The 21,178-nt window shown below is 71.1% G+C and carries 18 protein-coding genes; 16 read left to right on the top strand and 2 right to left on the bottom strand.

Annotated elements, in window-relative coordinates:
- Positions 1-97: 97 nt before the first annotated feature.
- Positions 98-1,339 carry a LysM peptidoglycan-binding domain-containing protein gene (locus BIU90_RS15375; RefSeq protein WP_254787083.1) on the bottom strand — a complete coding sequence of 414 codons (1,242 nt, stop codon included), beginning with the start codon at positions 1,337-1,339 and terminating at the stop codon, positions 98-100.
- Between the two features lie 196 nt (positions 1,340-1,535).
- Between BIU90_RS15375 and BIU90_RS15370 the strand changes: the two genes are divergently transcribed.
- The gene (locus BIU90_RS15370) at positions 1,536-1,868 is read left to right on the top strand and encodes an Rv2175c family DNA-binding protein (protein WP_071301109.1); all 333 of its coding nucleotides are present in this window, start codon (positions 1,536-1,538) and stop codon (positions 1,866-1,868) included.
- Positions 1,869-1,954: 86 nt separating this feature from the next.
- Here the strand turns inward: BIU90_RS15370 and BIU90_RS15365 are convergent, their stop codons facing one another.
- Positions 1,955-3,073, bottom strand: a complete 1,119-nt coding sequence (locus tag BIU90_RS15365; RefSeq protein WP_071301108.1) for a polyprenyl synthetase family protein — start codon at positions 3,071-3,073, stop codon at positions 1,955-1,957.
- An 84-nt stretch (positions 3,074-3,157) separates the two neighbouring features.
- On the opposite strand from BIU90_RS15365, the gene BIU90_RS15360 reads away from it, so the two are divergent.
- From BIU90_RS15360 to BIU90_RS15290, 15 genes are all read left to right on the top strand, one after another.
- A complete protein-coding gene (locus BIU90_RS15360) occupies positions 3,158-3,544 on the top strand; it encodes a DUF3040 domain-containing protein (protein WP_071301107.1) in 387 nt (128 codons plus the stop codon).
- Between the two features lie 573 nt (positions 3,545-4,117).
- Positions 4,118-4,549: a division/cell wall cluster transcriptional repressor MraZ gene (gene mraZ / locus BIU90_RS15355; protein ID WP_071301106.1), complete on the top strand. Its 432-nt coding sequence runs from the start codon at positions 4,118-4,120 to the stop codon at positions 4,547-4,549.
- Between the two features lie 106 nt (positions 4,550-4,655).
- Positions 4,656-5,624, top strand: a complete 969-nt coding sequence (gene rsmH / locus BIU90_RS15350) for a 16S rRNA (cytosine(1402)-N(4))-methyltransferase RsmH (RefSeq protein ID WP_071301105.1) — start codon at positions 4,656-4,658, stop codon at positions 5,622-5,624.
- A gap of 1 nt (position 5,625) precedes the next feature.
- Complete coding sequence (locus BIU90_RS15345) at positions 5,626-6,354, top strand: hypothetical protein (RefSeq protein WP_071301104.1); 729 nt, start codon at positions 5,626-5,628, stop codon at positions 6,352-6,354.
- A gap of 60 nt (positions 6,355-6,414) precedes the next feature.
- A complete protein-coding gene (locus BIU90_RS15340) occupies positions 6,415-8,184 on the top strand; it encodes a penicillin-binding protein 2 (RefSeq protein ID WP_071301103.1) in 1,770 nt (589 codons plus the stop codon).
- A gap of 38 nt (positions 8,185-8,222) precedes the next feature.
- The gene (locus BIU90_RS15335; RefSeq protein ID WP_083404010.1) at positions 8,223-9,890 is read left to right on the top strand and encodes a Mur ligase family protein; all 1,668 of its coding nucleotides are present in this window, start codon (positions 8,223-8,225) and stop codon (positions 9,888-9,890) included.
- Complete coding sequence (gene murF / locus BIU90_RS15330) at positions 9,887-11,377, top strand: UDP-N-acetylmuramoyl-tripeptide--D-alanyl-D-alanine ligase (RefSeq protein WP_071301102.1); 1,491 nt, start codon at positions 9,887-9,889, stop codon at positions 11,375-11,377. The genes BIU90_RS15335 and murF overlap by 4 nt, the downstream gene beginning before the upstream one ends.
- Positions 11,374-12,477: a phospho-N-acetylmuramoyl-pentapeptide-transferase gene (gene mraY / locus BIU90_RS15325; protein WP_071301101.1), complete on the top strand. Its 1,104-nt coding sequence runs from the start codon at positions 11,374-11,376 to the stop codon at positions 12,475-12,477. The genes murF and mraY overlap by 4 nt, the downstream gene beginning before the upstream one ends.
- Position 12,478: 1 nt before the next feature.
- Positions 12,479-14,020, top strand: coding sequence for a UDP-N-acetylmuramoyl-L-alanine--D-glutamate ligase (gene murD / locus BIU90_RS15320; protein WP_139195317.1), 1,542 nt, complete (start codon positions 12,479-12,481; stop codon positions 14,018-14,020).
- Positions 13,983-15,287 (top strand): putative lipid II flippase FtsW, encoded by a 1,305-nt coding sequence (gene ftsW / locus BIU90_RS15315; protein ID WP_083404009.1) that lies wholly within the window; start codon positions 13,983-13,985, stop codon positions 15,285-15,287. The genes murD and ftsW overlap by 38 nt, the downstream gene beginning before the upstream one ends.
- Positions 15,284-16,390 (top strand): undecaprenyldiphospho-muramoylpentapeptide beta-N-acetylglucosaminyltransferase, encoded by a 1,107-nt coding sequence (gene murG, locus BIU90_RS15310; RefSeq protein WP_071301099.1) that lies wholly within the window; start codon positions 15,284-15,286, stop codon positions 16,388-16,390. Before ftsW ends, murG begins: the two co-directional genes overlap by 4 nt.
- Positions 16,387-17,826, top strand: a complete 1,440-nt coding sequence (gene murC, locus BIU90_RS15305) for a UDP-N-acetylmuramate--L-alanine ligase (protein ID WP_071301098.1) — start codon at positions 16,387-16,389, stop codon at positions 17,824-17,826. The genes murG and murC overlap by 4 nt, the downstream gene beginning before the upstream one ends.
- Positions 17,823-19,070, top strand: coding sequence for an FtsQ-type POTRA domain-containing protein (locus tag BIU90_RS17945; protein ID WP_083404008.1), 1,248 nt, complete (start codon positions 17,823-17,825; stop codon positions 19,068-19,070). The genes murC and BIU90_RS17945 overlap by 4 nt, the downstream gene beginning before the upstream one ends.
- Before the next feature lie 157 nt (positions 19,071-19,227).
- Positions 19,228-20,397: a cell division protein FtsZ gene (gene ftsZ / locus BIU90_RS15295; protein ID WP_071301097.1), complete on the top strand. Its 1,170-nt coding sequence runs from the start codon at positions 19,228-19,230 to the stop codon at positions 20,395-20,397.
- Positions 20,398-20,403: 6 nt separating this feature from the next.
- Positions 20,404-21,129 carry a YggS family pyridoxal phosphate-dependent enzyme gene (locus BIU90_RS15290; protein ID WP_071301096.1) on the top strand — a complete coding sequence of 242 codons (726 nt, stop codon included), beginning with the start codon at positions 20,404-20,406 and terminating at the stop codon, positions 21,127-21,129.
- The last annotated feature ends 49 nt before the right edge of the window (positions 21,130-21,178 follow it).

Genomic DNA, 21,178 nt, shown 5'->3' with positions numbered 1-21,178 from the left:
CCGGCGTACCGGCGCACCGGTCGTGATGCAATCTCGATCTGGGGGATGAGGCCGCGGGATGGGCATGACCGCCGTGCGGCCACGCCCACGGCCCGGGTCAGAGCGTCGCCAGCCAGCTGGTGGCGGCCTGCTCCCACTTGGCGTACGCCGTCGGGTAGGCCGACAGCTGCACGGACTGGGCTGCGTCGGTGACGCTCTTGGACGACCAGTCGGGGATGTCGAGCAGCCCGGCGGTGGTGCCGGCGTTCGGGTTCGAGCGGCCGCCGAAGAACAGGCGCGCGGCGTACGCGGGGTCCTGCAGCTGCGCCGCGGTGCCCCAGCCCTGACTCGGGCGCTGCTGGAACAGCCCCACCGAGTCGCGGTCGCCGTTCGGCAGGTTCCGCAGGCTCGACTCCTGCATGGCGGCGGCGAGGGCGATCACGAGCCCACGCTGCGGGACGCCGAGGGAGCGCCCGACACGGACGATCGTCTCGGCGTTGGCGCGCTGTTCGGCGGTGAGCGTCGAGCCCGGGGTCGCTGCCGGGATCACGAGGGTCTTGCCCGCGTAGATCGTGCTCGTGTACGTCAGGCCGTTGGCCGACAGCAGCGCCGAGACGGACACGCCGTGTGCGGCGGCGATCGTGGCGATCGTCTGCCCGGCCGTGATGGTCACCGAGCCGGACTTCGCCGGGGCGGCTGCCGCTGCGGGGGCCGCGGGGGCGGGGGCGGCAGCGGGGGCAGCGGCGACGGGTGCGGCACCGGCGGCCGGCACCGACAGGGTCTGTCCCGGGAAGATGACGCTGCCGAGCGTGAGCTTGTTGGCCGTGAGCAGCGCCTTGGTCGACACGCCCACTCGGGCGGCGATGCCCGAGATCGTGTCGCCCTGCTTGACGTGGTAGCTCGAGCCCACCGAGGACGTGGGCGTCGTCGCGACCGCAGCGACCGCTGGCGTCGACGCCAGGTGCAGGGTCTGCCCCGGGTGGATGATCGTGTTCCAGCCGAGGCCGTTCCGCACCAGCACCTCTTGCGCGGAGAGACCGAAGCGGGCTGCGATGCCCGAGACGGTGTCGCCCTGCTGCACGGTGTAGGTGACGGGGGCCTTCGTCACCGCGGCGACGGTGGTGGCCACGGTCTGCGCCGGACGGGCGACCGCTGGGCGGTACACCGAGCGGTGACCCTCGTTCTGGTCCAGGTCGACGTGGCGCTTGGCGTTGCCGTCGTCGTCGTGCCGGGGTTCGGCGTGCGCCACGGGGCCGGTGAGCCCTGCGGTGACCGCGATCGTCCCAGCCAGGACGATCGGCATGGTGGCGAAGCGGGCGGATCGTTGGCGTCGAGCGTGGTCGTCTGCTGCGGTGTCCACGGGGTGCTCCTGTCTCCGGGTGAGCCGTGCGCGCGCGCGAGCGCATTCACAGGCGACTCCACGCTGGCATGTCGCGAATCGCAAGTCAACCAGAGAGTCGGATGTGGTGTGCGTGACGGTTGTGACTCGTGTGGTGGTTCGCAGGACGCCAGCACTCTGGCACGATGAACGTGTGAGTGCCACACCCACGGATGACATGACCCTTTCCGAACGCTGGCTGACGGTCCCGGACCTCGTCGACCTGCTCGGCGTGAGCCCCGGCCGCGTCCACCGCCTGTTCGAGCAGCGCACCCTGCTGCCCGCCCGCGTGGGCGGCGTGCTGCGCGTGCCGAGCGAGTTCCTCGACGAGGGCGAACCGCTGCCCGAGCTCCGCGGCACCCTCATGGTGCTCTCGGACAACGGCTTCACGGACGACGAGGCCGTGCGCTGGATGCTGGAGGTCGAGGACGCCATCGGCGACTCGCCGATCAACGCGCTGCGCGCCGGCCGCAAGGCCGAGGTGCGCCGCATCGCGCAGTCCCTGCTCTAGACCCGCTCCGTGCAGACGGGAGGCCCGGTGCCAGCTGGCACCGGGCCTCCCGTCGAGCGCTTCGTCCGTCCGGCTGCGTCGTCCTGCTACGCGACGCGGCGGCTCACCGTGTCCGCCAGCGACGCGAGCTGCTCGCGCGCCGACGGTGTGAGCGGCGCGGCGTCGAGCGCAGCCTTGGCGCGCTGCACGTGCCGGTCGATCGAGCGTTCCACCGCGGTGACCGCTCCGGACTCGGTGAGCGTGGCGCGGAGCATCTGCACCTGGGCCTCGTCGAGGTCCGGGTCGCCGAGCAGTTCGTCGAGCAGCGCGCGGGAGCCGCCTGGCAGGGCCTTGCGCGCCGTGGCGATGAGGACGGTGCGCTTGCCCTCGCGCAGGTCGTCGCCGGCGGGCTTGCCGGTCAGCTCGGGGTCACCGAAGACGCCGAGCATGTCGTCGCGCAGCTGGTACGCCACGCCGAGGGGGAGGCCGAAGCTCCGCAGCCCCTCGAGCTGCGACGCGGACGCACCGGCGACGAGCGCGCCGATCACGAGCGGGGCCTCGACCGAGTACTTGGCGGACTTGAACACGACGACCCGCTGTGCACGGAGCAGGTGCTCACTCTCGTCCACGGTCGGCCAGGCGGTCTCCTCGTGGATGTCGAGGTACTGGCCCGCGGTGACGTCGAGGCGCATCGCGTGGAACTCCTGGCGGACGACACGCGCCCGCGCCGGGTCGAGCAGTGCGAGGCCCTCGTCGAAGACCGCGTCGCTCAGGGACAGCAGCAGGTCGCCGAGCAGCAGGGCCGAGTTCGTGCCGTACAGCGCGCGGTCGCCGACCCAGCCGGAGTCGGCGTGCCGGGACTCGAAGCGGCGGTGCGCTGCCGGACGCCCGCGGCGGGTGTCCGAGCGGTCCATGATGTCGTCGTGCACGAGGGCCGCGGCGTGGAAGACCTCGAGCGCTGCCGCAACCGTCACGACGGCCTCGGCGGTGGTCTGGCGTGAGCCTTCCGCCAACGGGTCGAACGACCCCGACCGGCCTGCCACCGACTGCCACCCCCAGTAGCAGAACAGGGCCCGGAAGCGCTTGCCGCCGGACAGGAGGTCTCGGGCGAACTCGTCGAACGGAGCCAGGTCCGGACTGATCGCGGCGAGTCGATCGCGCTGCTCGTCGAGCGCCCGATCGATCCGCGCCGAGACGAGGTCCACTAATCGCGTACTCTCAGCCACGATGCCTACCCTAGTGGAGTGGTCGAGACATAGAATCGGCCAACCAATCAACGCGTTGATCCCAGGGACAAAGAGGGAATCAAGATGCCACTCTCGGAGCAAGAGCAGCGACTTCTCGAAGAGATGGAGCGCAGCCTCTACCAGAACGACTCCGACTTCGTGGCGCGCGTCACCCGGCGACAAGGGCGTCCGACGTACACGTCGATCACGCTCGGGGTTCTGGGCGCGCTCGCTGGAGTCGCTGTCGTCATCCTCGGGCTGGCCATGCGTCAGCCCCTGATCGGAGTCCTCGGATTCGTGGTCATGCTCGCCGGGGTGCTGTTCGCGCTCCGACCCGGCATGCGTGCGCCGAGGTCCTCCTCGAAGGCACCGCGGACGCCGTCGTCCGGTGGTGCTCGGGGGAGCTCGTCCGGCGGGTCCTTCATGGACCGGATGAACGATCGATGGGACAAGCGCAACGATCCCAGTTGAGACGATGAACTGACTTCCCGGAACGGGGTCGGCCCACTTGGGTCGGCCCCGTTCCGTGCGTCCGGGGGTGGTGCTGCGCGGGGTTGGGGTCGTTCCGCGCGGGGGCCGTTCCGCGCGTGGGAGGTCGAATCGTGCGTGGTCGGTCGGAAGTCCTGACCTCCCACGCGCGGTCCTTCCCCCCATCGCAGGTGTGATGGGAAGGAACGCGCGTGCCGGCGGGGGTGGTGCTGTGGCGCGACGGACGGGAGGCGCGTGGCGTGGTCGAGCCGCGCCTCCCGTCCGGCCGTGCCGCGCGACGGCGTCGACGTCGTACGACAGCGGTGTCGTCGCGCCCGCAGTACTCCCCACGCGAGGACGGGGGCTGCCGGGCTGCGAAAGTCCTCCACTTTCCTCCACGAGCTCGCGATGCCCACGATCCCCATGATTCCGGCAGTCGTGATCGGCCAACGCGGAGTCTGACCGCCCCAGAAGGGGTGACAGCGGCACATTCGGGAGTGGTTTCGCCCCGGAGTGGAGGGAAGTGGAGTACCGTGGGGTCCATCGACGACCGGTGGAGCTGAGGGGAGGCCCCGAGTGCTGCTCGGTACCCATGCCCCGAAGCTCGACGAGAAGGGTCGCGTGATCCTCCCCGCCAAGTTCCGGGACGAACTGTCCGGGGGACTCGTGATGACCCGCGGGCAGGAACGGTGCGTGGTGGTCTTCGGCGCTCGGACGTTCGAGGAGATCCACGAACGCGTCCGCCAGGCGCCGATGACGTCGAAGCGCACCAGGGACTACATGCGCCTGTTCCTCTCGGGGGCCAGCGCAGAGCAGCCCGACAAGCAGAACCGCGTGACGATCCCGCAGAACCTCCGTGAGTACGCGGGGCTCGAGCGGGACCTGACCGTCATCGGCTCGGGCGACCGAGCCGAGATCTGGTCCACCTCCGCATGGGAGGCCTACTACGCCGAAGCCGAAGAGGCCTTCGCAGAGAACGACGAGGAGGTGATCCCGGGCATCTTCTGATCCGCGGATCGGGACTCCCAGCCGTGAAGCCCTGACTCACCTTCCCCGGTGTCAGGTCGCATGGATGGGGATCCGGGTCAGCGGCCCAGGAGAGCAGGGCCACGACATGGCAGAACACGACGCAGCAGGGACACCCCGCTTCCCGCACACCCCCGTGATGCTCGAACGCATCGTGGACCTCTTCACCCCCACGCTCGAGGGCCCGGGCAAGGTCGTCGTCGACGCGACGCTCGGCATGGGCGGCCACTCCGAGGGCCTGCTCGAGCGCTTCCCCGACCTGACCCTCATCGGACTCGACCGGGACACCGACGCCCTCGGCATCGCCGGGGAGCGCCTGGCGCGGTTCGGCGACCGGGTCCGTCTGGTGCACACCGTGTACGACGAGATCGTCGACGCGGTGCAGGGCGAGGGCTTCGACCAGGTCGACGGTGTGCTGTTCGACCTCGGTGTCTCGTCCCTCCAGCTCGATCGCGCCGAACGCGGCTTCGCGTACAGCCAGGACGCTCCGCTCGACATGCGCATGGACCGGACGCAGGGCATCACCGCTGCCCAGGTCCTCGCCGAGTACGACGAGGGCGAACTCCGACGCATCTTCCAGCGCTACGGCGAGGAGAAGCTCGCGGGCCGGTACGCCAAGGCCATCGTCGCGCGTCGCACCGAGCAGCCGTTCACGATGTCCGGCGACCTGGTGCAGGTCCTGCACGACGCCACCCCCGTGGCGATCCAGCGGCAGGGGCACCCGGCCAAGCGGGTCTTCCAGGCGCTGCGCATCGAGGTCAACACCGAGCTGAGCGTGCTCGAGCGCGCGATCCCCGCGGCGCTCGACACGATCGCGGTCGGCGGCCGGATCGTCGTCGAGTCGTACCAGTCGCTCGAGGACCGCATCGTCAAGCGCGCGCTGGTCGCACGGACGACGTCGAGCGCCCCGGCCGACCTGCCGGTGGAGCTCCCCGAGCACGCCCCCACCTTCTCCTTGGTCGTCAAGGGCGCGGAACTGGCCGACGAGGCCGAACGCGCAGCCAACCCCCGAGCAACACCCGTGCGACTCCGCGCGGCCGAGCGGATCCGGAAGTGACATGAGCACGAACCTCGCACTCGTCGACCCAGCCGTCGCCCCGTCGCGCGCACCGCGCCCGTCCCGGCAGCGTCCGGAGCTGGTCGAGGTCACCGCGACCCGCGCCCAGCGTCGCGCCCGACCGAAGATCGCCTACGCGATCGTCGCCGTCGCAGCGCTCGGCCTGCTGCTGTTGGCGCAGCTCGGGATCAGCATGGTGCTCAGCCAGGGCGCCTACGAGCTGAACTCCCTGGACGCCCAGCAGACCACGCTGAGCCGCACGCAGCAGTCACTGTCCGAGGACCTGCGGGTGCTCGACTCGCCGCAGAACCTGGCGCGGAACGCCCAGTCCCTCGGCATGATCGCCAACTCCACGCCGGTCTACCTCGACCCGAAGACCGGTCGTGTCTACGGCACGCCGACGCCGGCCACCCCGGACGAGGCCACCGGCAACACCGCGAACCAGGTGCCGAACTCGCTGCTGAACGACGTCCCGCTGGTCGCCAAGCCCGGTGACACGGCGACCAGCAAGGAGAACGGCGCGGCGACCGACGGCACGACCGGCGCGGCGACCGACGGCACGTCCGGCGCGGCAGCCGGCACGTCCGGCGCAGCAGCCGGCACGATCGGCGCGGCCGCCGGCACTGCGGACGCTGAGAACACCGGCGGTGCCAGCGCGTCGGACCGGGCTTCGTCGAAGTCGTCCGTAGAGTCCGACCCGAACCAGCTCCAGGCACCCTCCACCCGGTGACCTGCGGGTCAGCCAGGTGACCTGCGGGTCAGCAGAACCAGCCGGGAAGGACCGCACCGCGTGACGAAGACGATCCGCAACCGCCGACTCCGATACAGCGTCGTCATCGTCGCCGTGATCGCCCTGGTCGCGGTGTTCGTGATCCGCCTGGTGGACATCCAGGTGGTCCAGGCCGCCGAGCTGAACAAGGCGTCGACCGCCAAGCGCAGCATCCCGGTGACGCTCTACGGCACCCGCGGCTCGATCGTCGACCGGAACGGGACCGAGCTCGCCGACAGCGTCACGCGGTACAACATCACGACCGCGCCACGCCTGGTGAAGGACTTCCAGGGCAAGCTCGGGGGCACGCGCGTCAAGGACGTCAGCGTCGCCGACGCCCTCGCCGCGATCGCGAAGGCCTCCGACGGTGACGCCGGTGCGATGCAGAAGGCGATCGACGCGAACCCCGGGTCCGACTTCGCCTACCTGGTCAAGGGCCTGGACGTGAAGCACTACGAGGCGGTCCGCGCGCTCGACGTCCCCTGGCTCTACCCGCAGCAGCAGTCCGCACGGACGTACCCGACGGGCGCGACCACGGGCAACATCACCGGCTTCATGGGCACCGACGGCGCCCAGGCCGGACTGGAGTACGCGTACAACCAGTGCCTGGCCGGCACGGACGGCTCGCAGACCTACGAGCGCGGCGAGGACGGCGTCCAGCTGCCCGGCAGCACGGTCACCACCAAGCAGGCCAAGGACGGCGGCACGCTCGAGACCACGATCGACAGCGACCTGCAGTACATGGCGTCGCAGGACATCGCCGACGCCGCGCAGCAGCTCGGTGCCGTGTCCGCGACGGCGACGGTGACGAAGGTCAAGACCGGCGAGGTCCTCGCCGTCGCGGACTGGCCGACCGTGGACCCGAACAACGTCGACGGCACCACCGACAAGGGTGCGTACGGCTCGCGGGCCCTGACCGACACCTACGAGCCCGGCTCGACCATCAAGGCCGCGATCGCGGCAGCGCTGATCGACCAGGGCAAGGCCACCCCGACCACCGGCGTCGTCGTGCCCTACTCGCGGACCTTCCCGTGGGGCGGCACGATCCACGACTCCGAGTTCCACCCCACCGAGAACCTGACGCTCACGGGCATCCTCCGGGACTCGTCGAACGTCGGCATCACCGAGCTCGGGTCGCGCCTGACCGAGCAGGAGCGCTACGACTTCATGAAGAAGTTCGGGCTGTTCCAGCCGGAGTCGGCGATCGACTACCCGGGCCAGCCGGGCATGCAGTACGGCGCGAGCCCGAACTGGGACCAGCAGACCGACATCAACTCGATGTTCGGGCAGGGCATCTCCACGACGGCGATGCAGGTCGCGAGCATCTACCAGACCATCGCCAACGACGGTGTGCGCATCCCCCTGCACTTCGTCAAGGGGTGCACGACGCCGGACGGCACGACGATCGACGCGCCCGGCGTGCAGCCCGAGCGCGTCGTGTCCGCGAACGCCGCGACCCAGGTGACGGACATGCTGCAGAGCGTGGTCACCGGCGGCACGCTCGTCGGCATGAAGCCGATCTCGGGCTACAACATCGCCGCCAAGACGGGCACCGCCGAGGTCGCCGAGGGCAGCAAGGGGTACGGCGCGCAGCGCATCACGTCGGTGGCCGGAATGGCACCCGCCGAAGACCCCCAGTATGTTGTCACGGTGACGTTCACGAAGCCGCAGACCAACAAGTGGTCCAGCGGAGCGGCTCCGGCGTTCCGCACACTCATGTCCCAGGTGCTCGAGAAGTACCGTGTCGCCCCCTCCACGACCGAGGCGAAGACGTACCCGTCGACGTGGTAGGCCAAGCCGTCGACGTGGGAGACCCACCAGTCGACGTCATGGCCCCGCCCGTCACCGAGGTGAGGAAGAAGGAGCACTTGTCCGCACGGATCCCCCCGGTCCTCCGACCCGAACACCCGACCCCGAGGGCCGTCGCCGAACTGGCGAACGCCTTCGGCCTGCGGGTCGTCGGGTCGCTCGACGCGGTCGAGACGACCGGCGTCACCCTGAGCGCTGCCGAGGTGCAGCCCGGTGACCTGTTCGTCGGCGTGCACGGAGCGAACCGCCACGGAGCCCAGTTCGCGACCGAGGCCGCCGAGCGCGGTGCCGTCGCGGTGCTCACCGACGCCGACGGTGTGGCGATCGCCGAGCGCTCCGGCCTGCCGGTGCTCGTCGTGGACGACCCCCGCGCGGCGCTCGGCGACGTGTCGGCCTGGGTCTACCGCACCCACCCGGACGAGGCGACCGACCTGCCGCAGCTGTTCGCCGTCACCGGCACGAACGGCAAGACCAGCACGTCGTACATCCTCGAGGGCATCCTCAAGCAGCTCGGCCTGGTCTCCGGCCTGAGCTCCACCGCCGAGCGCCACATCGGCTCGCTCAGCGTCACGAGCCGGCTGACCACGCCCGAGGCCAGCGAGATGCACGCGCTCCTGGCCCGCATGCGCGAGAGCGAGGTGCGCGCCGTGGCCGTCGAGGTCAGCGCGCAGGCCCTGAGCCGCCACCGGGTCGACGGCATCGTCTTCGACGTGGTCGCCTTCACGAACCTCAGCCACGACCACCTCGACGACTACGCCGACATGGAGGAGTACTACCAGGCGAAGCTCCCGCTGTTCCAGCCGGAGCACGGTCGCCGCGGGGTCGTCTCGCTCGACACCGACTGGGGTCACCGCGTCGTCCAGGACTCCCGCATCCCGGTGACGACGATCACCGTGCACCCCGAGGTCGAGGCCGAGTGGCACGTCGACATCGTGGACGCGCACGCGGCCTACACCGAGTTCCGCCTGACCGGCCCGGAGAACCGCGAGCTCACCACCCGTGTGCCGCTGATCGGCTGGCACATGGCGGCGAACGCGGCCCTGGCGATCGTCATGCTGGTCGAGGGCGGCTTCGAGCTCGGCGCGATCGCGCACGCGCTCGAGAGCAACCACCGCCACTACGAAGACGGAGCGGACACCGACGGTGCCGTCTCCGCGATCGAGTGCTACCTGCCCGGCCGGACCGAGCGCGTCTCGGGCGACCGCGGACCGAGCGTCTACGTGGACTTCGGCCACAGCCCCGACGCCTTCCTCAACACGCTCGCGGCCGTCCGGCAGTTCACGCCGGGCAAGGTCGTGATGCTGTTCGGCGCCGACGGCGACCGCGACACCACCAAGCGCGCCGACATGGCCCGCGTCGCCGCCGAGGGCTCGGACATCCTGGTCGTCACCGACCACCACCCGCGCTTCGAGGACGCCGCGTCGATCCGGAAGACCCTGGTCGACGCCGCCCGCGCCGCGTTCCCCGACCACGAGATCCACGAGGTCAGCCCACCCGAGGCGGCGATCCGTGCGGCCGTCGCGCTGGTCGGCGAGGGCGACTCGATCCTGTGGGCCGGTCCCGGTCACCAGGACTACCGCGACATCCAGGGCGTCCGGACGCCGTACTCCGCGCGCGACGAGGCCCGTGCCGCCCTCCGCGAGGCCGGCTGGGAACCGAACGCCGGTCCGGTGGAGGAAGCGCGATGATCGCCCTGTCCCTCGCCGAGGTCGCCGCCGCGATCGACGGCGAGCTGCTTCGCGGTGCCCCCGAGACCGTCGTCGACGGCCAGGTGGAGACCGACTCGCGTCTGGTCGGCCCGGGGTCCGTCTTCTTCGCCCTGCTCGGCGAGGAGACCGACGGCCACCGGTTCGTGCCCGCCGCCGCGGCCGCCGGAGCCGCGCTGGTCGTCACCGAGCGCGCCGTCACGGTCGACGGTGACACCGCACAGATCGTCGTGTCGGACGGCTACGCCGCCCTCGCTGCGCTCGCGCACGAGGTCGTCGCCCGCGTCCGCGCGTCGAGCGCCGACCGGGTCGCCGCCGACGGCACGCCCACCCCGCTGCGCGTGGTCGGCATCACCGGCTCGAACGGCAAGACCAGCACCAAGAACATGCTGCGCACGATCATGTCCGGGCACGGCGAGACCGTGGCACCCGAGGGCTCGTTCAACAACCACGTCGGCGCGCCGATCTCGATGCTGCGCATCACCCACGACACTCGCTTCCTGGTGGTCGAGATGGGCGCGAGCGGCAAGGGCCACATCGCCAAGCTCGTCCGCATCGCCGAGCCGGACACCGGCGTCGTCCTCAAGGTCGGCCTGGCGCACGCCGGTGAGTTCGGCGGCATCGAGGCGACGCAGCGCGCCAAGAGCGAGATGGTCACCGACCTGCCGGACACGGCCACGGCCCTCCTGAACGTCGACGACGACCGCGTCGCCGCGATGCGCGCGCTGACGGCCGCCCAGGTCGTCGGCTTCGGCACGTCCGACCAGGCCGACTACCGCCTGTCCGGCGTGTCCACGGACCGCGAGGGCACCCGCTTCACGCTCACCGCGCCTCCCGTCCGGCCGGAAGCCGACCAGGATGTGCCGGGAGGCTCGGAGCAGGTCGCCGAGACCGTCGACGTCCGCCTCGCCATCCTGGGCGAGCACCACGCGATGAACGCGACGGCCGCCCTGGCCGTCGCCCACCGCTGGGGCGTCCCGCTGGCCGCGGGCGCAGCCGCACTCGCGTCGATGACGCGCGCCGAGCGCTGGCGCATGGAGCTGCTGCAGGGCGGCCCCGAGGGCGTCACCGTCATCAACGACGCCTACAACGCTTCCCCCGACTCCACCGCCGCAGCACTCCGCACGCTCGTGCAGGTCGTGCGGCCGGGGGAGCGGACCATCGCCGTGCTCGGCGAGATGGCCGAGCTCGGCGAGTTCTCGGTCGAGGAGCACGACCGCATCGGTCGGCTCGTCGTCCGGCTCGGCATCGGCCAGCTCGTGGTCGTCGGCCGTGGCGCCATGCCCATCCACCAGGCCGCCACCCTCGAGGGATCGTGGGACGGCGAGTCCGTGTTCATCGAGGACGTCGAGGACGCCGTCCACACCCTGCAGGAGATGGTTCGCCCCGGCGACGTCGTCCTGGTCAAGTCCTCGAAGTCGGCCGGGTTGCGCTTCCTCGGCGACCGCCTCGGAGGTGTGTCCGCATGATCGCCCTCTTGATCGCCGGCGCCGTGTCGCTGGTGTTCACACTGCTGCTCACGCCGCTGTTCATCAAGCTGTTCCACCGGCTGGGCTGGGGACAGTTCATCCGCGACGACGGCCCGCAGTCGCACCACACCAAGCGCGGCACCGCGACCATGGGCGGCATCGTCCTGATCCTCGGCACCGTGATCGGCTACTTCGTCGGACACCTGGTCGGCCGTGACTCGGTGACCCTGTCCGGCATGCTCGTGCTCTTCCTGATGGTCGGGCTCGGACTGGTGGGGTTCGTCGACGACTTCCTCAAGGTCCGGCGGCAACGCAGTCTCGGGCTCGGCGGCTGGGCCAAGGTGCTCGGGCAGGTCATCGTCGGCGTGGTGTTCGCCACCGTCGCCCTGGTGGTCCCGAGCTCGACGGGCAAGCCGCCGGCGTCCACGATGGTGTCCGCGATCCGCGACATCCCGTGGCTCGACTTCATGGCGCTGGGCACGGTCATCGGCACGATCCTGTTCCTGGCGTGGATCGTCCTGCTGACGGTGTCTACGTCGAACGGGGTGAACGTGGCCGACGGGCTCGACGGTCTGGCGACGGGATCGAGCATCCTGGCGATCGGCTCGTACGTCATCATCGGCTTCTGGCAGTCGAACCAGATCTGCGGCGGCGCCCGGCTCGACGCCAGCACCGAGCACGCGTGCTACACGGTGACCAACCCCCTCGACCTGGCGGTCGTGGCGGCAGCGGTCTGCGGTGGGCTGATCGGCTTCCTCTGGTACAACACCTCGCCGGCGCAGATCTTCCTCGGCGACACCGGCTCGCTCGGGCTCGGCGGCGCGCTGGCCGGCCTGGCGATCCTCAGCCGCACCGAGCTGCTGCTCATCCTCATCGGTGGCCTGTTCTTCATCGTCACCGGGTCGGTCATCCTGCAGCGGGCGTACTTCAAGATCACGCACGGCAAGCGCATCTTCCGGATGAGCCCGCTGCACCACCACTTCGAGCTCAAGGGCTGGGCCGAGGTCACCGTCGTCGTGCGGTTCTGGATCATCGCCGGACTCTGCGTCGCCGCGGGTGTCGGGCTCTTCTACCTGGAATGGATCGCGCGCGTTGGCTGACCTGCCCCCGACCCCGGACCGTCTCGACGGACTCGACAGCTGGTACGCCGGGGGGTGGAAGGGGCTGCGCGTCGCCGTCCTCGGTCTCGGCGCGACCGGGTTCTCGGTCGCGGACACGCTGGTCGAGCTCGGCAGTTCGGTCACGGTGTACTCGACCGACGCCCCCGCCGACAGCGTGGAGCTGCTCGACGTGATCGGCGCGCGGTTCGTGCAGACCCCGCTCGACGTCGTCCCCGAGGCCCTGGTGGAGCAGGCCCCCGACGTCGTCGTGGTGTCGCCCGGCCTGCCGCCGCACAACCCGACCGTGCAGTGGTCCGTCGCGAACAGCACCGTCTGGGGCGACATCGAGCTCGCCTGGCGCGTGCGGGACAAGGTCGTCCGCGGCCCGGTCCCGGCCCCGTGGGTGACGATCACCGGCACGAACGGCAAGACCACCACGACGCAGCTCACGACCGCGATGTACGAGGCCGAGGGGCTCCGCGCCGTCGCGTGCGGGAACATCGGCGTGCCGGTGCTCGACGTCGTGCGCGACCCGGACGGCTTCGACGTGCTGGTCGTCGAGCTGTCGAGCCACCAGCTCCACTACATGTCCGACGCCGGTGACGGCGCGGTCGTGCCGTTGGCGTCCACGTGCCTCAACATCGCCGACGACCACCTCGAGTGGCACGGCTCCGCCGAGGCCTACCGTGCGGCGAAGGCCAAGGTCTACGAGCGCACGGTGCTCGCGTGCGTCTACAACGTCACGGACGAGGCCACCCGGCACATGGTCGAACAGGCCGACGTCGTCGAGGGCTGCCGGGCGGTGGGCTTCACGCCGGGCATCCCCGGCCCGAGCGAGGTCGGCGTCGTCGAGGACGTGCTGTGCGACCGCGCGTTCACCGAGGACCGTCGGAACAGCGCGCTCGAGCTCGCGACCCACGACGACCTGGTGGAGGCCGGCCTCGCCAGCCCGCACATGACGATGAACGTGCTCGCCGCGGCGGCGCTCGCCCGTGCCGGGGCCGTGCGTCCCAGCTCGATCCAGCGTGCCGTGCAGGCCTTCCGCGCCGACCACCACCGCACCGAACTCGTCGCGACCGGACCGGACGGCGTCGTCTGGGTGGACGACTCCAAGGCCACGAACCCGCACGCCGCGACCGCGTCGCTGTCGTCGTTCGAGACCGTGGTGTGGGTCCTCGGCGGCCAGTTCAAGGGCGTCGACATCGACGGCCTGGTCAAGCGCTTCGGTCCGACCGCCCGCGCCGTCGTCGTGATCGGCACCGATCGGACGCCGGTGCTCGAGGCATTCGCGCGACACGCGCCGACGGTGCCCGTCCTGCAGGTCGAAGCAGCGGACACTGATCAGGTCATGCCCGAGGCGGTCCGGCATGCCGCTTCGGTCGCGAGACCCGGCGACACGGTCCTCCTCGCCCCGGCTGCTGCGTCGTTCGACCAGTTCGGTTCGTACGCGGACCGGGGGCGTCGATTCGCGGCGGCGGTCCACGAGCACCTGGGAGGCAACGCCGATGGCGACACCGACGGACTTCCGGAACAGGGCGCGTAGCGCGCTCGGCGGCGGACGCACGGGCACCGCGGGCCGCTCCGGTCCCACCGGGCAGTCGAGCCGTCGGCCGAACGGCGCCGTGGTCGCGGTCAAGAACGTCTTCGTCGCCGAGTCGAGCACGTTCTACTCGATCCTCGGCGTGACGCTCTTCCTGGTCGTCTTCGGCGTCGTGATGGTGCTGTCGTCGTCCAGCGTGGAGCAGTACGCCAAGACGCACGACTTCTTCGGCGCGTTCACCCGTCAGGGCATGTTCGCGATCATCGGCATCCCCGCGATGCTCGTCGCGAGTCGCGTGCCCTCCGGCGTGTGGCGGAAGTACTCCCGCTGGGTGATCGTGGTCGGCCTCCTCGTGCAGGCCGCCGTCGTGCTGACCCCGCTCGGCTACTCCATCCAGGGCAACCGGAACTGGATCAAGGTCGGCGGGTTCACCGCGCAGCCGTCCGAGATCCTCAAGCTCGCGCTCGTGCTCGGCATCGGCACGATCGTCTACCAGAAGCGCTTCAAGCTCGACCAGTGGAAGCAGATCCTCCCGCCCATCGGGCTCGTCACCGCCGGGTCGATCGGCCTGGTGCTGTTCGGCGGTGACCAGGGCACCGCGATGGTCATGATGATCCTGGTCTTCGGCGCGATGTTCGTCGGCGGCGTCCGGCTCCGGCACATCGGGGTCGGCATCGGGGCGATCCTGGTGCTGCTGCCCTTCATCACGATGGCGTCGAGTTCGCGGTCGTCCCGCATCAGCGCGTGGCTGTCCGGGTGCACCGACACCAGCCAGTACCAGGATCTCTGCTGGCAGCCGGTCCACGGCATGTGGGCACTGGCGTCCGGCGGCGTCTTCGGTGTCGGGCTCGGCAACTCCAAGGCCAAGTGGTCCTGGTTGCCCGAGGCCGACAACGACTACATCTTCGCGATCATCGGCGAGGAGCTCGGCCTGATCGGGGCCGTCGTCGTCCTCGGGCTCTTCGTCGTGCTGGCGGTCAGCATGATCCGCATCATCCGCCTGTCCGACGACGCCTTCGTGCGGACGGTCACCGGCGGCGTGCTGGCCTGGATCATCGGCCAGGCACTGGTCAACATCGGCGTCGTCCTCGGTCTCCTTCCCGTGCTCGGCGTGCCACTCCCACTCATCTCGGCCGGTGGGTCGGCGTTGATCATGACGCTCGTCGCGATCGGGGTCGTGCTGTCGTTCGCCCGCGACCTGCCGAGTCGGCAGACGTTGGCGGCCCGTGCGGCGCAACGGCTGCCGGAGCCGACCGGGCGGCTCCGATGAGCACGTACCTGTTCGCCGGGGGTGGGACCGCCGGCCACGTCAACCCCCTGCTCGCCGTCGCCGACCGGCTCACCGAGCGTTCGCCCGAGGACCACGTCGTGGTGCTCGGCACGGCCGAGGGCCTCGAGGCGCGGCTCGTCCCGATGCGCGGGTACGAGCTGCTGACGATCCCGCGGCTGCCGTTCCCGCGGAAGCCGAACGCCGCAGCACTCCGGTTCCCCGGTGCCTTCTGGCGCGCCGTCAAGCAGACCGAGGCGATCATCCGCGACCGTGGCGTCGACGTCGTGCTCGGCGTCGGTGGCTACGCGTCCGCCCCGGCCTACATCGCCGCCAGGCGCACCGGCACGCCGATCGTGGTGCACGAGCAGAACGCCAAGCCCGGCCTGGCGAACCGGCTCGCCGCCTTCCTGACCCGGTACGTCGGCGTCACGTTCTCGAACACCCGGCTCCGCGGCTCCCGGGTCGTCGGGATGCCGCTGCGCCGCGAGATCGAGTCGCTCGACCGGCGGGCGTCCCGCGCCGAGGGGCTCGCCGAGTTCGGGCTGGACCCCGCGCGGCCGGTGCTGCTGGTCACGGGCGGCTCGTCGGGTGCCCGGAGCATCAACCAGACCGTCAACCGGTCGGCCGCGGCGATCGTCGGCGCCGGCTGGCAGGTCCTGCACGTGGTCGGTGGCAAGTCCGACATCACCTCCAGCGACCTCGACGGCTACACGGTGCTGCCGTACTGCGACCGGATGGACCTGGCCTACGCGGCATCGGACTTCGTGGTCTCGCGCTCCGGCGCCGGCATGGTCTGCGAGCTCACCGCGGTCGGGTTGCCCAGTGTCCTCGTGCCGTACCCTGTGGGCAACGGCGAGCAGCGGCACAACGCGCGCGACGTCGTGCAGGCGGGCGGTGCGGTGCTGGTGGCGGACGAGGAGTTCGACCAGGACTGGGTGACCTTCCACCTGTTGGACGTCCTGCAGGACCGCGCTCGCATCGCCGACATGGCGGTCCGCGCCGGCAGCGTCGGACACCGTGACGGTGCCGACCGCATGACCGACCTCGCACTCGACGCCGCGAAGCGCGCGAACGGCACCAGCACCACGAAGGAACGACCATGACCATCAAGCCGGATCTGACCCAGCCGATCCCGGACGACCTCGGCACGGTCCACTTCGTCGGCATCGGTGGCTCCGGCATGAGCGGCATCGCCCGGATGTTCCTGGCCGCTGGGCACACCGTCACGGGCAGCGACTCCCGCGAGACCGCGACCACCGGTCGGATGCGCGAGCTCGGCGCCACGGTGCGGATCGGCCACGACGCGGCGAACGTCGGGGACGCGGACACCATCGTCGTCACGAGCGCCCTGTGGCCGGACAACCCCGAACTGCTCGAGGCCCAGCGCCGCGGCCTACCGGTGCTGCACCGCTCGCAGGCCCTCGCCGCGCTGATCGCCGAGCACCGCCTGGTCGCCGTCGCCGGCGCCCACGGCAAGACCACGTCGACCGGCATGATCGTCACCGCGATGGTCGAGCTCGGGCTCGACCCGAGCTTCGTCAACGGCGGCGTCATCCAGTCGCTCGGCACCAGCTCCGCGCCGGGCAGCAGCGACCTGTTCGTCGTCGAGGCCGACGAGTCCGACGGCTCCTTCCTGCTCTACGACGTCGCGGTCGCCCTCATCACCAACGTCGATGCCGACCACCTCGACCACTACGGCACCGAGGCCGCCTTCATCGACGCGTTCGTCGAGTTCGCCGGCAAGGCCAGCGAGCGGGTCGTCGTGTCGAGCGACGACGCCGGGGCGCAGCGCGTCACCGAAGGCGTCCGCTCCCGACCCGACGCACCCGAGATCGTCACGTTCGGCGAGGCAGCGGGCGCTGACGTCCGCATCGAGCGCATCACCGAGTCCGCCGGTGTCGAGGTCGACTTCCGCGCCGACGGCCGCAGCCACCACCTGACCCTGCGCGTCCCCGGTCGCCACAACGCCGTCAACGCGGTCGGCGCCTTCGCCGTGCTCGTCGGGTTGGGTGTCGCACCGGACGACGCGATCCGCGGGCTCGAGGCCTTCGGCGGCACCGAGCGCCGCTTCGAGCTGCACGGGGTCGAGCGCGGCGTGTCGGTGTACGACGACTACGCCCACCACCCGACCGAGGTCGCCGCAGCACTGCGGGCAGCGCGCAACGTCGTGGGGGACGGCCGGATCATCGCGATCCACCAGCCGCACCTGTACTCGCGCACGCAGCTGATGGCGGGGGACTTCGCCGCGGTCTACGAGGACCTCGCCGACCACACGGTCGTGCTCGACGTCTACGGCGCCCGCGAGGACCCCATCCCGGGCGTCACCGGCGCCCTCGTGCAGGAGCGCTTCCACGACCAGTCCCGCGTGGAGTACCTGCCCGACTGGGCGGACGCCTCGGCACGTGCGGCAGCGGTCGCGCGCGACGGCGACATCATCATGACGCTCAGCTGCGGCGACGTGTACCGGATCATCCCGCAGGTGCTCGGTGCGCTGAAGGACGACGGTGCACTGCAGGACGACGGGACGCCCGCCCGGTGAAGCGTCCCGAGGGCTTCGACGAGCGTCCGGCAGCGCCGGAGGCTCCCGACGCGACGGACCGCGCACCACGCGAGCGACGGGTCCCGCGGATGCCGCGGCTGTCCGTCCGGCGTGGCGCCGCCGACAGCCAGGAGGCCCGGCCCACCCCCGACGCGACGGCCCCCGACACGTCAGGGCACCTCGACGCGCCCACCGCTCCGAGCGCGTCGCATCCCGCTGCGGACGTCGCACCCCGGCAGGACGGGGCGCGACGTCCGTCCGGGGGTGCGACGCCCGAGGCCACCGCAGCGTCGCACGCTGACACGCGCGCCGACACGCCCGCTGCCGCGGCGGACCGCCGCGACCACGACGCCGTCGTGACCGACGTGATCGACCCGTACCGGGCCTCCCGTCCGGTCGACACGGACGCACCGCGACCGACGGAGGGGACCGACACGCCGATCGGCGCAGCCGTGCGCGCGGCCGAGACGGCCCGCGAGGCGCGCGCCGCCCGCAAGCGTCGCCGTCTGCTCGAACGGGCCGAGGTGCGCCGGTTCACGCGCCGCTCCCGGCACCGCCGCGCCGTCGGCATCACGGCGGCGAGCGTCGTCCTCGTGCTCGGCGTGTCGATCCTGGTCGCGGTGTTCTCACCGCTGATGGCCCTCCGGACGATCGAGATCAAGGGCACCAGCCGGGTCGACGACACGCAGCTGCGCCAGGCGTTGTCCGGCCAGATCGGCACGCCGCTGGCACGCCTCGACTTCGGTGCGATCAAGCGCGACATCGCCGGGTTCCCGCTCATCGAGAGCTACGTGACCGAGGAGGAGCCGCCGCACACACTGGTGGTCACGGTCACCGAGCGCACCCCGGTCGTGGCGGTGAAGACGGGCGACGCGTTCCAGCTCGTCGACCCGGCCGGCATCGTGGTGCAGTCCTCGCCGACGCAGCCCGAGACCATGCCGGTCGCCGACATCGGTCGGGCGAAGCTCGGGTCGAGCGTGTTCAGGACGATGACCGAGGTCGTGCTCGCGCTGCCCTCGGCGGTGCGGTCGCAGGTGTCCGGCGTGGCGGCCTCGACCGCGGACGACGTGACCCTGACCATGCACGACGGGTCGCGGGTCGTGTGGGGGAGTCCGGACGACTCCGCGGCCAAGGCGGCGCTCCTCGACGCCCTGGTGAAGGACCACGCCGCACGCGACCCGAGCGCGGTGGTCGAGTACGACGTGTCCGCCCCCGACAACGGCATCATCCGCGCCCAGTCCTGACGCGGGGGAGAATTGCGGGACCACATCGCCGACACGCGGCGTGGCGGGACGACACCGCGGCGGACGCCCCCGTAGCGTCGTCGCAAGCACCACACCTAGCAGCAAAGACCTGCAACTTCAAGTAGAGGTTGAAGGTTCAACCGGAGGCCGGACTGACGTGACCACGAACCACAACTACCTCGCCGTGATCAAGGTCGTCGGTGTCGGCGGCGGCGGCGTCAACGCCGTCAACCGCATGATCGAGCTGGGCCTCCGAGGCGTCGAGTTCATCGCGATCAACACCGACGCCCAGGCGCTCCTGCTCAGCGACGCCGACGTCAAGCTCGACGTGGGCCGCGAGATCACCCGCGGCCTCGGTGCCGGCGCGGACCCCGAGGTCGGCCGTCGCGCCGCCGAGGACCACGCCGAGGAGATCGAAGAGGCTCTCGCAGGAGCCGACATGGTCTTCGTCACCGCCGGCGAGGGTGGTGGGACCGGTACGGGTGGTGCTCCCGTGGTCGCCCGCATCGCCAAGTCGATCGGCGCGCTCACCATCGGTGTCGTCACGAAGCCGTTCAGCTTCGAGGGCAAGCGTCGTCAGTCGCAGGCCGAGAACGGTGTCGCGGGCCTCAAGGACGAGGTCGACACGCTCATCGTCGTGCCGAACGACCGCCTGCTCGAGATCTCGGACCGCGGCATCTCCATGGTCGAGGCCTTCGCCACCGCGGACCAGGTCCTGCTGGCCGGCGTGCAGGGCATCACCGACCTGATCACGACGCCGGGTCTGATCAACCTCGACTTCGCCGACGTCAAGAGCGTCATGCAGGGTGCCGGTTCGGCGCTCATGGGCATCGGTTCCTCCCGCGGGGCCGACCGTGCCATCAAGGCCGCCGAGCTCGCCGTCGCGTCGCCACTGCTCGAGGCCTCGATCGACGGGGCACACGGCGTGCTGCTGTCGATCCAGGGTGGCTCGAACCTCGGCATCTTCGAGATCAACGACGCGGCCCGCCTGGTGCAGGAAGCGGTCCACCCCGAGGCGAACATCATCTTCGGTGCGGTCATCGACGACACCCTCGGTGACGAGGTCCGCGTGACCGTCATCGCCGCCGGCTTCGACGGGGGCGAGCCCTCGTCGCAGGTCAAGGAGCGACGCGCCAGCTGGGTCGACCCCGAGTCGAACGCCACGGCCCCCGTGTCCGGTGGCTCGAACGCCATCGAGGACTCGACCACCTCGTCGACTGGTGCCCGCTCGTGGGCGTCGTCGGAGCACGAAGCGCCGACGCAGCGCGCGGCCGACCCGGCCTTCGACGGTGACGACGAGCTCGACGTCCCCGACTTCCTGAAGTAACACCCGGTGGCAGCCGACACGCGCCTCCCGTCCGCCTCGTCCCACGACGACGGACTGGAGGCGCGTCTCGCGTCCGTCAGGCAGAGCATCGCCGACGCGGCGCGGGCCGCAGGGCGCTCCGCCGACGAGCTGACGCTCATCGTCGTGACGAAGTACCACCCGGCGTCCCTGGTGCGCGACCTGGCCGCGCTGGGCGTCACGGACGTGGGGGAGAACCGCCACCAGGAGGCGCAGGCGAAGGCTGCCGAGCTGTCCGACCTCGACCTGACCTGGCACTTCATCGGGCAGCTGCAGTCGAAGAAGGCACGCCAGGTCCGGCGCTACGCCCACGTCGTGCAGTCGCTCGACCGGGACTCGGTCGTCGACGCCTTCGCCCCGACCGAGGCCGAACCCGAGCCGCTCGTGGTGGACGGCTTCGTGCAGGTCAACCTCACCGACGACCCGGGCCGCGGGGGCGTCCAGCCCGACGCGGTGGAGGCGATGGTGGAGCGGGTCCTCGGCACCGGCACGATCCGCCTGCGCGGTGTCATGGCCGTCGCGCCGCTCGACGAGGAGCCCCGGCGCGCCTTCGCCCGGCTGCGGGAGGTCTCCGCGCGTGTCGCCGCGATCGCGCCGGACGCCACGGACATCTCCGCGGGGATGAGCAACGACCACGCCGAAGCCATCGCCGAGGGCGCGACACACCTGCGGATCGGGACGGCAATCACGGGGAAACGGCCCACCGCGCCCTAGCCTCGTCACAGGGAGCAGCAGGGCATCCCGAGCACGCACACCCCTGGAG

The sequence above is a fragment of the Curtobacterium sp. MCBA15_001 genome (assembly GCF_001864835.1).
Classification (GTDB): domain Bacteria; phylum Actinomycetota; class Actinomycetes; order Actinomycetales; family Microbacteriaceae; genus Curtobacterium.
The sequence above is the reverse complement of the archived record's forward strand: the minus strand, read 5'-3'. Positions and strand labels throughout refer to the sequence as shown.

Bases quoted from the DNA above. Each gene is read 5' to 3' on its own strand.
- BIU90_RS15370 (WP_071301109.1), top strand. From the start codon at position 1,536: ATGACCCTTTCCGAACGCTGGCTGACGGTCCCGGACCTCGTCGACCTG.
- BIU90_RS15360 (WP_071301107.1), top strand. From the start codon at position 3,158: ATGCCACTCTCGGAGCAAGAGCAGCGACTTCTCGAAGAGATGGAGCGC.
- rsmH (WP_071301105.1), top strand. From the start codon at position 4,656: ATGGCAGAACACGACGCAGCAGGGACACCCCGCTTCCCGCACACCCCC.
- BIU90_RS15345 (WP_071301104.1), top strand. From the start codon at position 5,626: ATGAGCACGAACCTCGCACTCGTCGACCCAGCCGTCGCCCCGTCGCGC.
- BIU90_RS15335 (WP_083404010.1), top strand. From the start codon at position 8,223: ATGGCCCCGCCCGTCACCGAGGTGAGGAAGAAGGAGCACTTGTCCGCA.
- murF (WP_071301102.1), top strand. From the start codon at position 9,887: ATGATCGCCCTGTCCCTCGCCGAGGTCGCCGCCGCGATCGACGGCGAG.
- mraY (WP_071301101.1), top strand. From the start codon at position 11,374: ATGATCGCCCTCTTGATCGCCGGCGCCGTGTCGCTGGTGTTCACACTG.
- ftsW (WP_083404009.1), top strand. From the start codon at position 13,983: ATGGCGACACCGACGGACTTCCGGAACAGGGCGCGTAGCGCGCTCGGC.
- murG (WP_071301099.1), top strand. From the start codon at position 15,284: ATGAGCACGTACCTGTTCGCCGGGGGTGGGACCGCCGGCCACGTCAAC.
- murC (WP_071301098.1), top strand. From the start codon at position 16,387: ATGACCATCAAGCCGGATCTGACCCAGCCGATCCCGGACGACCTCGGC.